At 51.3% G+C, this 13,684-nt stretch carries 10 protein-coding genes; 2 read left to right on the top strand and 8 right to left on the bottom strand.

Annotated elements, in window-relative coordinates; translation table 11 throughout:
* Positions 1-584: hypothetical protein (locus COW20_22915; GenBank protein PIW44820.1), on the bottom strand; the 584-nt coding region annotated here is incomplete at its 3' end.
* Positions 585-822: 238 nt separating this feature from the next.
* Here COW20_22915 and priA point away from each other — a divergent pair.
* Both priA and COW20_22905 read left to right on the top strand, forming a co-directional pair.
* On the top strand, positions 823-3,270 hold the full coding sequence (gene priA / locus COW20_22910) for a primosomal protein N' (protein ID PIW44819.1): 2,448 nt from the start codon (positions 823-825) through the stop codon (positions 3,268-3,270).
* A gap of 112 nt (positions 3,271-3,382) precedes the next feature.
* Entirely contained in the window at positions 3,383-3,601 is a 219-nt protein-coding gene (locus COW20_22905; GenBank protein PIW44818.1) for a hypothetical protein, read from the top strand.
* On the opposite strand, the gene COW20_22900 is transcribed toward COW20_22905, so the two are convergent.
* The 7 genes from COW20_22900 to COW20_22870 all read right to left on the bottom strand — a co-directional run bounded on the left by COW20_22900 (position 3,598) and on the right by COW20_22870 (position 13,657).
* A complete protein-coding gene (locus tag COW20_22900) occupies positions 3,598-6,162 on the bottom strand; it encodes a hypothetical protein (GenBank protein ID PIW44817.1) in 2,565 nt (854 codons plus the stop codon). The genes COW20_22905 and COW20_22900 overlap by 4 nt on opposite strands.
* An 87-nt stretch (positions 6,163-6,249) precedes the next feature.
* A complete protein-coding gene (locus tag COW20_22895) occupies positions 6,250-8,010 on the bottom strand; it encodes a carbamoyl phosphate synthase (protein ID PIW44816.1) in 1,761 nt (586 codons plus the stop codon).
* A 76-nt stretch (positions 8,011-8,086) separates the two neighbouring features.
* Positions 8,087-8,956, bottom strand: a complete 870-nt coding sequence (locus COW20_22890; protein PIW44815.1) for a hypothetical protein — start codon at positions 8,954-8,956, stop codon at positions 8,087-8,089.
* A 103-nt stretch (positions 8,957-9,059) separates the two neighbouring features.
* On the bottom strand, positions 9,060-9,707 hold the full coding sequence (locus COW20_22885) for a hypothetical protein (protein ID PIW44814.1): 648 nt from the start codon (positions 9,705-9,707) through the stop codon (positions 9,060-9,062).
* A 249-nt stretch (positions 9,708-9,956) separates the two neighbouring features.
* A complete protein-coding gene (locus tag COW20_22880) occupies positions 9,957-10,988 on the bottom strand; it encodes a hypothetical protein (GenBank protein PIW44813.1) in 1,032 nt (343 codons plus the stop codon).
* A gap of 39 nt (positions 10,989-11,027) precedes the next feature.
* A complete protein-coding gene (pnp, locus tag COW20_22875) occupies positions 11,028-13,346 on the bottom strand; it encodes a polyribonucleotide nucleotidyltransferase (GenBank protein ID PIW44812.1) in 2,319 nt (772 codons plus the stop codon).
* Positions 13,347-13,387: 41 nt separating this feature from the next.
* Positions 13,388-13,657, bottom strand: coding sequence for a 30S ribosomal protein S15 (locus tag COW20_22870; GenBank protein ID PIW44811.1), 270 nt, complete (start codon positions 13,655-13,657; stop codon positions 13,388-13,390).
* Positions 13,658-13,684 lie beyond the last annotated feature (27 nt).

The following is a 13,684-nucleotide window of genomic DNA, read 5'->3' as shown; positions in this document are numbered from 1 at the left end:
TTGGTATTTGCCATTTCCATCTGACGCACGGTGCCTTCATCGGAGCTGTTGCCCATGGAGAGCAAATCTTGAAAGGTGCCGGTCCAGGTACGCCAGCTGGCACTGTTGAGAGCGGTGCTGGCTTGAATATTCAGGGCACGGGAGGTGGCATCGCTGGCATGGGCGGTCATATCGCGCACCGAGCGCAGAGCGCTTTCCTGACGGCTGATGGCCGAAGTATAGGCGCGGTTGCTGTCTACGAGTTTATTGTAGCGCTCAGGCAGGGTATCGTCTTGAAAGAAGGTGGGGGTAAACACATGGCCCCAGGAATTGGTGGCGGTGGCATGGACATTTTTCAGGGTTTCGAGCCCGTTGGTAAAAATCTGCATGCCTTTGCTTTCGGTGATCGTGCCCTGGCTGATTTCAACGGCATCATTCTGCAGGGCAGAAGTCAATTCGCTGCGGCTGATCTGGCCGTCTTTGTCGGTATCGACCTTGTCTTTGACACGGGGGTCGACCTTGAGTTCGTCCATGATATTGTTATTGTTTTTATCGAGTGCGCGGGTCAACCATTGTTGGTTTGAAAACTGAATACTTCCTGCCATGAATCTATTCCTCTTTAATTTTTTTTCACTTGAGCTTTATAAGTTCATTATCGTGAAGCGGTGCGCCAAACATTCTTATAATTGAGGTAAGTAAAAATTAATAAATAGTTAATTCCTGTTTGTCTTTATTGTGGGCTGTTTTGATTAAATTGGGCTTAAATTAAGAATCAGTCAGCTTTTGTATAACTTAACCTGTCTACCTGATCCTGGCCTTGCTTCCCCCTGGTACACTGAAATTATGCATGCAAGCCCACCCGTTCTCTATGCCGATGTTTTGATTGAAGATCTGCCCGCCCATGTGGAGCGGGAAATCTATACCTACAGTGTGCCCGAAACCCTGCGGCCAGAAATCGGTCTGGGACAACAGGCCACGGTTCCTTTCGGCTCCCGTCTGCGTTTGGGCTATATTGTGCGTTTGCATCAATCCCCCCCGCCCGTGAAAACCCGCCCGCTGCAGACAATTTCTGAACAACAATTGCTGGAGCCGGCCTTTCTCAAGTGGTTACACTGGATTTCAGCCTATTATCTCTGTTCGCTCAGTCAGGTATTGTCTACGGCTCTGCCCCGTCAATTGACGGGGTCTGTCAGACGTTTGCTGGCTCCCCTGGGATCGGTGGCGGAGTTTGTGGCTCAGCTTGAACGCCGCTATCTGCTGCAGCCTGACCTGGTTGATTTTGGCAAATACCTGATTTCTTCAGCCCCCAGCTGGAAAACCTGGCAAGGCTGCAAACGCAAATTCGGAGGTCGTTTTCAGGGCTGGGTGGACACCCTGCGCCAGGAGGGTCTGATTGAGGTCTTTGACCAGATTCAGCCCAAAGTACAGCCCCTGACCCGCCTGTTTGTGACCTATCTGCGTGAACCTACCGGGCTGACGCCGCGCCAGGCCGGTGTGCTGCGAACCCTGCGCCAGGCAGGGGGCTATCTCAGTCTGGCTGAATTGCTGGATCAGTCTGAAACCAATGCGGGTTTGGTGAATAAACTCGAAGAAAAAGGGGCGGTTGAAATTTCCAATGCCCGCATGCGCCGCGTGCCCCTGGCTTCACTTTCCAGCAAGATTCAGAGTGAACGCCCCCCACTGACCGAAACCCAGGAGCAGGTGCTGGCCAAACTGCTGCTTTTGCTTGAAAGCCCTCCCCAACCTGAACCCCTGGCGCTTTTGCATGGGGTGACAGGCAGCGGCAAAACCGAGGTCTATATGCATACCATGGCCCGTGTGGTGGAGCAGGGCGGCAGCTGTATTTTTTTATTGCCAGAAATTGCCCTGACGCCTATGATGTTGCAAAGGCTGCGCGGTTTTTTTGGAGAACAGGTGGCGATTCTTCACAGTGGCCTGGGAGAAGGGGAATACCTCGATGAATGGGAGCGCATCCGCGATGGGGATGCACCGATTGTCGTGGGGGCACGTTCGGCAGTTTTTGCGCCGGTTCAGAAGCTGCGCCTGATTGTGATTGATGAAGAGCATGAATCGAGTTATAAACAGGACAATGGGTTGCGCTATGATGCCCGCACCCTTGCGATGGGAAGGGTGTGGCTGACGGGTGGGCTGGTGCTCTTGGGCAGTGCCACCCCCCGGCTTGAAACCTGGCAGCGGGCCCAATCCGGTGAGATTCCCTATCTTGAAATGCCCCAGCGGATTCATGCCCAACCCCTGCCGCCTGTCAGCGTGGTGGATATGCGAACGGTTTTTAATGGCAGCAAGGCTTCAGCTTTCAGCCCGCCTTTGCGGCTGGCAATTGAAGCTGCACTTCAACGCGATGAACAGGTGATTCTACTTTTGAACCGGCGGGGCTATGCGGCCAGTGTGCTCTGTCGCAGTTGTGGAGAAACCCTGCACTGTCCACTTTGTGCGGTGAGTTTGACCTACCACCGCAGTGAAGAGCGCTTGAAATGTCATTATTGTGATTACCATTGCCCCATGCCTGAGCGCTGTGCCAAGTGTAAAAGTGTGGCGATTCATACCTTTGGTTTGGGCACTCAGAAGCTTGAAGAAATGACTCGCAAGCTTTTTCCTCAGGCTCGCACGATTCGCATGGACCGTGATACCACAGCCAATAAAAACGCCCATTTGGAATTGCTTGAAAGTTTTGGCTCGGGTCAGTCCAACGTTTTGATTGGCACCCAGATGGTCGCCAAAGGCCTGGATTTTCCGAAGGTGACAGTGGTGGGGCTGATGGTGGCCGATCTGGCCTTGAATCTTCCCGATTTTCGTGCTGCCGAACGTACCTTTCAGCTCTTGACCCAAGCTGCAGGCCGAGGTGGGCGGGGAGATCTGCCTGCACGTGTTTTTTTACAGACCTATGCCCCTGAGCATATGGCGATTCGCCATGCCATCCGCCACGATTTTTCTGCCTTTGCGCAGGAAGAACTGAGCTTGCGCAAAGACTTGCTTTACCCGCCCTTTGGCAGCCTGGTGCGTTTGGTCTTTGTGCACCCTCGCCAGGAGCAGGCCCAGCAGGTGGCTGAACACTTTGCGCAAGCGCTGCGGCAGGAGAATTTGCCAGATTTACAGATTTTGGGCCCGACGCCTGCGCCGATTGCCCGGATACGCAGTTTGTTTCTGGTGCAGATGATGCTCAAAATTCCCAATCTTCAGCATGTGCGCCCTGCTTTGCGCAAATTGGCGCGCAGTCATGCTGCTGAGGTTCAACGTCTGATTGTGGATATTGACCCCTATACCATGTTATGAGTGTTGGGCTTGAATTTGCTGGAATTTCGCAACTTTACCAATTGACAAGTTACTTCATATTACTTAATAATTAAAGGGAGCCAGCGAACTGCAAATTGAAGGGAAATACCGAATGAGCCTGATGATCTCTGATAAGACCTTGAATACCCTGGGCATGAGTGAAGAGGAAATGGCGCTTGAAATTACCCTGATGCTCTATCGCCAGAAACGTTTGAATCTGGGGCAGGTTTTGCGCATGACCCAACTCACGCCTTTTCAGTTGCAGTGTTTGTTTTCCCAAAGGCAGATCCCTCTGCGGGCCGAGCCTGAAGTCTTGGAAGCTTCGCTTTAACCGTTGCGCAGCATTTCAATACCGCGTTGGAATTCAACCATTTCCATTAATTTTTGCAGGGTCTCGCGGGTGACTTCCGCAGAGGGCAGGTAGCGCCCGCCATCACCTGAAATAGATTGAATAAAGCGCTGATTGCGCAGCATATCCTTGAATTCATCGGGGAATTGATACCAGCCTTCCGGAAAAGCTGCGGCAGGATCTGCTTCCAAGGTACGAAAAAATTGCAGGGCGGGTGCAATTTTGCGGTCTTCAGGATTGACCATTTCACTGCTCAGGCCGCGCAGCAGATTGTAACTTTGGGTCAGAGCCTGTTTGCTGAGCAGGGCAGAGGGTTGTTTCAGCGCCGTGCTGAAATAGTCTTTGGCATCCTGATAACTTTGCTGGTCTTGCATATCAATGCTTTTGCCCTGGTTGATGACAGAGGCATAACCCCCAATTTTACCCAAGGCCAGCATCATCGACGCAAAGGCCGGATCTTTCAGATTTTCACGCATGGTGGCTGAGGCTTTGGGAAAGCGTCTTTCAATTTCATTGGGGTTGGTAAAGCCATAGAAAAAGTCTTTGGCTTCTTTGTCGCTGCCATGGGATTTGATCAGGTTCAGCGTTTGCTCGTGTATCTGGCGCAAGACGGTATAATCAGCATCTCCCTTGCCCCGGATCTTTTCTGTGGAGATATAGGGCATATTCACGGCTTTGAGCAGATCCTGATGGGTATCGACAATCGCCAGTACGGTTTCGGCAGAAAGATTCAAGGGGCGTGGTGAAGCACCTGTGCCAATCATATTTTCAAAATGTTGGCGAATAAAACCATCGACTTGGGCTTGGGTCGGGTTGGTGCGGTATTGATTGCGCAGGGCTGCGCGAGCATATTCGATCACTGCGCTGTTTTGGTAATGCGTTTTTTCCTGTGCTCCACTGCCCATTTTGCGGCTTTGAATCGTGGGCAGGGCATTGATAAAAAAGAATTTTTCAGGTGAGCTTTCCATCAGTTGTACGGGATTGAGCACATAGGTTTTATACGATTCAGCAAAATCCTCCATGGGATCGGTGGAGGCGTATTCTGTTACAAAGACTTGGCTGCGTTCCTGGGGGGTCAGCTTCAGGCCATAATGGCCCTCATCCAGACGGGTGCCAGAAGCCAGTTGGTTATACACATCGACCATGTCCTCTGAGGTGCTGGAGCCCTGAATATAGCCATCGGCGGCTTCGCCTGTTGCGCGTTCCACCCAGCTGGAGAGTTTGCCAAACTCTGCAATATATTCGTTCTCATTTGAAAGCCCCAGTTGCAGATGGTGGCCCATCTCATGAATCATGACCTCTTCGGTGCGTGAAACCTGGGGGTTGGCGCGAAAAGCGTCAGAAACGTCGCGCAGCAAAAATTGCAGGGAGGCTTCACCAAACTGGCTTTTGGCAAGCTCTTGCAGTAGTTTTTGAACATGGGGTTCGGAGATTTTATCGAGGTTTTTCATGCGGTCCTTCAGGTTGACGACACGGGTAATCATGCCAAATTGAGGCGAGGCAGCCAAGTCTTGCAATTGCTGCAGTTCCTGTTTTTGAGCTAAAGACAGGGGGACATTGGCGTTGAGATATTTTTCAAGTAATTGGGCCTGTACAGTACGAATGCCCTGTTCGGTTTGAGCCGACCAGACCCCATCTTCTGAAATACTGGGCCGACCCCTGCCAATTAAATAGGGGTTCAGCATGCTTTGCAGGTTGCGGATTTCTGTCGGCTTGGCCTGCGGGCTGGCTGAACGGAGCGATTTTTGCAGTTCAGGATCCAGTTGTTGAGGCTCACAATTATTACAGGAGCAGTTTGAGAGCGCGCGCATGCTTTGCTCCATTTCGCTGTCCAGGTTGGGAAAGCTGTCCTGAACGCCCCGATCATAGAGAATTACAGAGCGGCTCTTCAGATCGTAATGGCCGGCTACCATTTTGTTTGCCATTTTCTCCATCAGGTCGGGGGCATGATCCTTATAGCCAAAGGCGGGTTCACTGTCTCTGACAAAATTGACGCCGTCGAGTTGTTTGCGGTGGGCCAGGGGCAATTGCTGAATCGCGTTGGTCAGATCGAGTAGGTTGCGCACGCTCCATTGGCGTTGATTCTGCTCTGAAAACTGAATATTTGCGCCTTTGCTTAAATCTTGAATCACGGACTTGATATTGGCGCGCAATTGGTTTTGGATTTGGCTGCTTCCTTTGGCTGCACTGACATTCAGGATTTTGATTTGGTAATAATTGGGCAAGCGAGCCAGTTGTTTCAGTTCATCAGGGGCAAGGTATTTAGAGGCGGGAATTGAGCGACCATCGCGGGTTTTAAGTGTCATGGCGGCATTGGATTGAGTTTGCTCTAGGTTGTAAAATGAATCAAAGAGCGCCTGATCGACTGCGGCTGTTTTCGGGGTCATTTGGTTCAAAACCTGGGTTTTAGAGACCTCAGGCAGGTGGATAGCGCCCATTTCTACCTTGGGCAGTGAGAGCGAAGAGCGAAAAATAGGAGACGCAGCGGAAATTGAAAAGCCACTGCCCAGGCGCTTGATGTCTCCCATGGTTGCTTGTTCCATCCTCCCGATCTTGTCTTCATTGCTATTATAGGCTCTGAGGAGCTGAATTTTGCTAGCCTTTACCGAGTTTTAAAGATCAAAAGGAGTTTACGCGGGTTCAAACTCCATCAGCACGCCTCCGGCTTGAACCTTGTCTCCAGCTGCAATCGCCACGTTTTTAAGGGTGCCACTGCGGGGAGAGAGGATATCATTTTCCATTTTCATGGATTCGATAATGCAGAGCAATTGACCGCTTTCGACGGTTTGACCGGCCTGAACCGCAACTTTGACAACGGTTCCTGCCATGGGGGCGGGGATTTGGGCCTGATTGCTGTCTTTGCGGTTGGATTTCGCACCGGCAGGGCGTGCCGTCTGGCCAGAGGGGGTGGCTGTGACTGTTTTCGCTCCTGCTTCAGGCAAATACAGCGCCACTTGAAAATAGCGGCCATTGACTTCGACATCCACCACTTCGCGCTGGCGGGCAGGGGGTTCTTCGGGGGCGGCGCTGGGAGCGGCTTCGGGCAGAAGCCCAGGCTCAAAATAGCTGGGCACAAAGCTGGTATCGTAATGGCCTTCGGCAAAGGCGGGCATATTCAAAGCCCATTGAAAGAAGGGGATCAGGGTGGTGACGCCTTCAATCCGATACTCTTTCAGAGCGCGTTGCATGCGCGCCAGGGCTTCTTCACGGCTGGGGGCCCAAGTGACCAATTTGGCGAGCAGGGAATCATAACTGCGGGGAATATCGTAGCCACTGTAGGGCATGCTGTCTACACGCACACCAAAACCAGCGGGTTCTTCATAAAGCGAGATCAAGCCGGGAACGGGTCTGAAATTTTGGCGGGAATCTTCAACGGTGATGCGGCATTCAATCGCGTGGCCTTCAAAATGAATTTGATCCTGGCTGTAACTCAGGGGCAAGCCCGAAGCAATCCGCAATTGTTCTTTGACCAAATCCACGCGGGTAACCATCTCCGTAATCGGGTGTTCGACCTGCAGGCGGGTATTGACTTCCATGAAATAGGCGTCCTGGCTGTTTTGAACCACAAATTCAAAGGTGCCAGCACCGGTATAACCAATGGCTTTAGCCCCTGCCACGGCGGCATTGAGAACCACCTGACGCACCTCTGCAGGCAGATGGGGGGCGGGGGTTTCTTCGATCAGTTTTTGATTGCGGCGCTGTACCGAGCAGTCGCGTTCCCCCAGATGAATCACATGGCCGTGGGTATCGGCCAGAATCTGTACTTCAATATGGCGGGGGCGGGTCACCAGTTTTTCAAGATAAACCGTATCATCGGCGAAATAGCTCTTGCTTTCACGCATGGCGGCGGCATAGGCTTCAGGCAGTTCTTCGGCGTTCATGACCCGTTTCATGCCCCGGCCCCCACCACCAGCACTGGCTTTGAGCAGCAAAGGATAGCCGATTTTTTCAGCCCAGTGCTGGGCTTCTTCGAGGGTGCTCAGGCGGGGGCTGCCGGGGGTAATCGGCACGCCCGCATTTTGCATCCGTTCACGGGCCAGCAGTTTGCTGCCCATGGCCTCGATCACTTCAGGGGAGGGGCCAATAAAGACGATGCCATTTTCACGACAGGCCTGGGAAAAGGCTGCATTTTCAGATAAAAAGCCATAGCCAGGGTGAATGCCTTCTGCACCTGATTTTTTCGCAATTTCAACCAAGGCAGGGATATTCAGATAGGTTTCGCTGAGTTGGCTGCCGGGCAGAAGATAGGCTTCATCAGCCAGACGTACATGTTTGCTCTGGCGGTCGTCTTCGGCATAAACAGCCACAGTGGCTATGCCCATTTCCTGGCAGGCACGGAGAATTCGGATCGCAATTTCGCCTCGGTTGGCGACGAGAACTTTTCGCAGCATGGTTCGTTTCCTGTCGGTGAGTGTGCATGCATTGTAGCAAATCTGGGCGATTCATGCCTTTGCTTTGTGAGTGCTTTTAAAGCAAGCTCAAAACCATTAAGAGCAGCATACCTGCCGAGAGCAGCGGCAGGGCCAAAGCGAGCAGGTTTTTGAATGGCTGGGTACTTTGAAACAGACCCTGCTCACGGAGCAGTTTTCCGGGAATGGCATCTACCAGATAGGCATTGGCTGGGTTTTCAGGCAGATAGAGAATTTCTTCAAGAGACTGATCGGTAATCGCTTCGATTTCATGGGTTTTGAGGGCTGTTTCAAAACTTTTACCATGCACTTCATAGCCAAAAATCAGCTGATAGATAGGGGCTTCTGTGCTCCCCGTTTTAACCACCGCTCCAGTCTCTTTCTGTGAGATCAGGCGGGCCGTGGTCAGTTTTCCGTTTTTGAGCAATTTCAGAATTTTCAAGCCCCGTTTGAAACCCGCCCCCCATACAAGCAGACCGGCAATGGGGAAAAACAGCACAGGATAGGCAACCCAGCTATGAAAGGTGGTTGCACGGAATCCGGCTTGGGTCATCCGGGCGGTTTCTGGGTTTTCAGGATTGAATTCGATTGAAACAGGCGTTTTCAGGGGCAATTCCTGACCTGTGGCATAGGAAACGGCTGTATAGTTTTTGCCCTGATACTGAAAGGCAAATTCATGGGCGTAAACTTTGACTTTGTTTTCTTTGGCTGAGGCGTATCTGACCTCAATGATCCGGGCTTGGGCCGTTTGCAGTGGATGATTGAACCTGAGCTGTGTCGAGAGCGTTTCGAGACTGAAAATCCAAACGAAAATCAAGGAGAAAGCGAAGAAAGCCCAGCCAAACTGGTTGATAAAACCGCCGAAAAGTGCGCCTGTTCTTACTGCAAAACCAACTTTGCGGGGAGCGGGTTGAAGTGAGTCAGACATAAGTGCTTAACAACCTTCTCTTGTTTGAAAGAATTATTCCATTTGAAAGTGACTCAGTCTAGCCTGGATTTACAAGCTGAACAAGCAAAGAGCAGCCAAGAGCTTATTCTTGCTGTTTGTTTTGGATTTGCTCATAGTTCTCTTTGCATTTTTCAATTCCCGTGATGAATCTCATGCCGGTATTGACTGCATAGCGAGACTTCATTCCCACTTTATAATTGGGTTTTGCCAGACTTTTATCATAATAATCATAGAGTTTGATGAGACTTAAACGCGGTACATCAAGACAAGGGCTGACTTTGAGGCGAAGCACAGATTTTTGATCCTGTTTGAGCTCCTTGCGAGTTTTTTGACGCGCTGATGGGGCTTTGAGTTCTTCTTTGGCCATGTAGCGGTTGAGATTTTGATAGTTTTGCTCCAGGCGATGCAGGCCTTCAAGCTCTTCAGGTTCATGAAAATAGTATTGCAGACCCACATAGACGGCTGTTGCCAAGAGCGCTATCCAAATAAGCGAGGACAGATGGAGGGTGGTTCCCTTTTTCTTGCCCTTATAGCGTGAGAGCTCTGCGTTTGAGACCATGCGAAAAGAAGGGGTGCGTGTATTTTCTTCTTCATCATCTCGGCTGATGGTTTCTTGGCCAGTATAACCACACAAAGAACAGGTTTTGCGCTTTGCGCCAGGCAAGATGGTAAGGGTCATATTGTCACACTGTGGACATTGTTCTGGTTTGGATTCAGCTTTTGAAGACACTGTTTGTTTACCTGAATATGAAATAAATGAGAATGGGAGATGCCTTATCGGGTGCAGGATTTATTGCAGGTTAAAAGATTATACAGGCTTATTCTGATGCTGAGAAGAGAAGCTTTTAAAAACAGACAGATAAATAGTTGTTGTTTTTGACTCTGAGTGAATGAATATATTAAGTTTTTTACTCGGTTTTGTTATTCCTGAAAAGGGTATTTTTTAAGCCGGGGTCGCTCAGGTCTTAGACGGAACAGTCTAGGAAACGGGTAAGGTAAACCAAAAAGTAGAGCCTTTGCCATGTTCACTTTCAACCCCAATGCGGCCCCCATGCAGTTCAACGAATTTTTGTACCAGTGAGAGCCCAATGCCTGCTCCGTCAAAAGCCTCTGCGTCAACAGCCCGTTGAAAACGCTGAAAAATAAGCGCATGATCTTCTTTGCGCAGACCCACACCCGTATCCCGAATCCAAATGAGGATTTCATTTTCTTCAAGCCGAGCGGCCACTTGAATATGGCCTTTTTCGGGAGTGAATTTAAGGGCGTTGGTCAATAAATTGAGCAAGACCTGGGTAATTCGCAGCGGATCCATTTCAGCAATCAGATCCGTTTCAGGCAGATCCAGTTCCAGGATTTGTTTTTTCTCGTTGGCTTTTTCAATCAGCATTTCAACGGCGTTGCGAATCACTTCACTCAGATTTTCAGCCCGGATATCCAGACGCATTTGTCCGGCCTCGATTTTACTCAGATCCATCAGATCCTCTACCAGGGCATAGACCAATTGCCCTTCTTTTTCAATTGCCTGGGCGGCCTGATAGACCCTGTCGGGCAGGCCGGGATAGTCAATCAGGATTTCGGGCCAACCCAAAATAGCGGTCAGGGGGGTGCGGATTTCATGCGAGAGATTGGCGATCAGCTCACTTTTGCGTTGGCTGAGGTTTTGCAGGCGTTGGTTATCGGCCTGGAGTTGCTGTTCTTCGGTCAGTGGGAGCAAAGCCAGACAGAGATATTCTTTTAGTACGCTCGGATAAACCATGATTTGCAGGTTTCCCTGCGCTGTGCGCAGGAGACTTTGAAAGGGATTCTGAAAGTCCAGATCGGCATGAATATCTGGTAAACACTGATTTGGACTGAGATTGAAGATCTCTGCTGAAGGCAGCCCGAGCAGGCGGGCTGCCGCTTGATTGAGATCCAAAAAATGGCTGAAGGCCCTGTCTGTCAGCATCAGGGGCATCAGTATCTGGCTGAAAAGCACCTGATACAGCTGTGCAGGCAAAGGGCCTTCTTGCATTATGCAGACTCCTTTAAAAGGAGTCTGCGGGTGTAATTCTTAACGACGACGATCTCCACCACGGTCTCCGCCACGGTCACGGTCTCCGCCTCGGTCGCCGCCTCGGTCGCCGCGATAGCCGCCACCACTGCGAGGGGGGCGAGGGCCACGGTCGCGATCTCCGCCACGATCCCGGTCACCACCCCGTTCACCGCGATCACGATCCCCACGGGGAGCGCCGCTGCGGACAGGTTCGGGATGTTCGCTTTCGCGGATTTCCACTTCCTGTTCCAGGCTGAGGTTGATACGGCCTTGGGCATCAATTTCGGCTACGCGGACACGTACGGTTTCGCCTACCGAGAAGACGTCTTCAATATGACGGGGACGGCCCGGCACTTTGGAGATATGCAGCAGACCATCCTGACCAGCGAGAACTTCGATAAAGGCACCAAAGGTAGTTAAACGCACCACTTTGCCTTCGTAGATCTTGCCAATTTCGGCTTCTTCGGTCAAACGCAGAATCCAGTTGCGGGCTGCATCGGCAGATTCCTGGTCAGGCGTTACGATAAAGACAATGCCGCTGTCTTCGATATCGATCTTGACGCCGGTTTCTTCGACGATCTGTTTGATCATCTTGCCGCCAGGCCCAATCACTGCCCCAATTTTTTCGGGGTTGATTTGCATGGTCAGAATCCGTGGCGCGTAAGCTGAAAGCTCAGGACGGGGTTTGTCGAGGGCTTCACGCATTTTGCCAAGGATATGCAAACGGGCGACACGCGCCTGTTCCAGGGCGGTTTTGAGGATATTCATATCCAAACCGTCGATTTTGATATCCATTTGCAGAGCCGTAATTCCCTGTTCGGTACCTGTCACTTTGAAGTCCATATCGCCGAGGTGATCTTCGACGCCCTGAATATCAGTCAGAACGGCATAGCGATCGCCTTCTTTGATCAGCCCCATGGCGACGCCACCGACCATGTCTTTGATGGGCACACCGGCATCCATCAAGGTCAGGGTGCTTGCGCAGGTACTGGCCATTGAGGTTGAACCATTGGAACTCAGAATTTCAGACACGACGCGAATGGCGTAGGGGAATTCATCTTCCTTGGGCAGAATAGGCAGAATTGCGCGCTCAGCCAGGTTGCCGTGGCCAATTTCGCGGCGGCCGGGGCCACGCAGAAATTTGGGTTCGCCCACGGAATAGCCGGGGAAATTATAGTGGTGCAGATAACGCTTGCTGGTTTCAGGATCTGTACCATCCAGCATTTGGGCATCACTGAGTGAGCCCAAGGTGGTCAAGGACAGTGCCTGGGTGGTTCCACGCATAAATATGGCCGAACCATGGGTGCGGGGAACCATGCCCACCATACAGTGAATCGGGCGGATATCTGCTGGCTGGCGGCCATCGATACGGACACCCTTATCGAGGATCGCTGCGCGCATCATGGCTTTTTCAATTTTGTAGAAGGCGTTGCCGATATCTTTGCCGCGTTCGGCAATCAACGCTTTGATTTCACTCTCATCAGAGAGCTCTGCCACGTGGGCTTCAAAGGCTTTGCGAATCACTTTGATCTGCTCACTGCGGGCTTTGTTGTCCACTATCTGCATGGCTTCCAGCATGGGCCCTTGAACCTGTTCACGCACATAGGCCAGGATGCGTTCATCCACGCTATAGAGCGGGGGAGCCATTTTGGCTTTGCCCAAGCGCTCAGCGAAGGCTTTGATCTGGGCGACAATATGGCGAATTTCTTGATGGGCGATGGTAATCGCTTCAAGCATCAGATCTTCGTTGACCATCTGGGCACCGGCTTCCACCATATTGATGGAATCATCGGTTCCAGCGACAATCAGATCGAGTTCGCTGTCTTCCATTTGCGGGAAGGTGGGGTTGATGACCCATTCTCCATCGATACGGCCAATCCGCACGGCGGCGGTGGGGCCATCGAAGGGAATATTGGAAATGCTCAGGGCTGCAGAGGCACCAATACAAGAGAGAATATCTGGCTGAACCACTTGGTCGCTGGAGAGCAGTTGAGAAACCACTTGCACTTCGTTGCGGAAACCATCGGGGAAAAGCGGACGAATCTGACGGTCAATCAGACGGGCGCTCAAAGTGGCGCTTTCTGGGGGACGGCCTTCACGGCGGATAAAACCACCGGGGAAACGGCCTACCGCATACATCTTGCTTTCGTAGTCAACAGTAAGGGGCATGAAGTCGATATCTTTGGGTTCGGCTGTAGCGACAGCAGCGACAAAGACCATGGATTCGCCAGAACGGACGATCACGGCAGCATTGGCCAGGGGAGACAAAACCCCTGTTTCAATGCGAATAACTTCTCCCCCCACCTCAAATTCAGTGAATTCGGGGGTTATATTCATTCAATCATTACCTGTACTTTCGCGGTTAATAGTTAACCAGCTTATTTTTTGAGTCCGAGACGTTCTACCAACTGGGCATGACGCTCAGGGGCATTGTTTAACAGGTAACGCAGCAATTTACGGCGGCGGCCCACCATTTTGATCAGACCACGGCGGGTTGCGAAATCTTTTTTATGCTTGTTCAGGTGCTCGGTCAGATATTTGATACGTGCGCTCAGAATAGCGACTTGAACTTCAGGTGAACCCGTGTCGGTGGGGTGAACATGATTGGCAACAATCAATTCGTTTTTATCAGTTTTCGTGAAAGACATAAACTAATCCTAATACCTCATTCTTTT

It is taken from the genome of bacterium (Candidatus Blackallbacteria) CG13_big_fil_rev_8_21_14_2_50_49_14, from assembly GCA_002783405.1.
Classification (GTDB): Bacteria; Cyanobacteriota; Sericytochromatia; order UBA7694; family UBA7694.
Note: the sequence above shows the minus strand (reverse complement) of the source record. Positions and strands in the feature narration are given on the sequence as shown.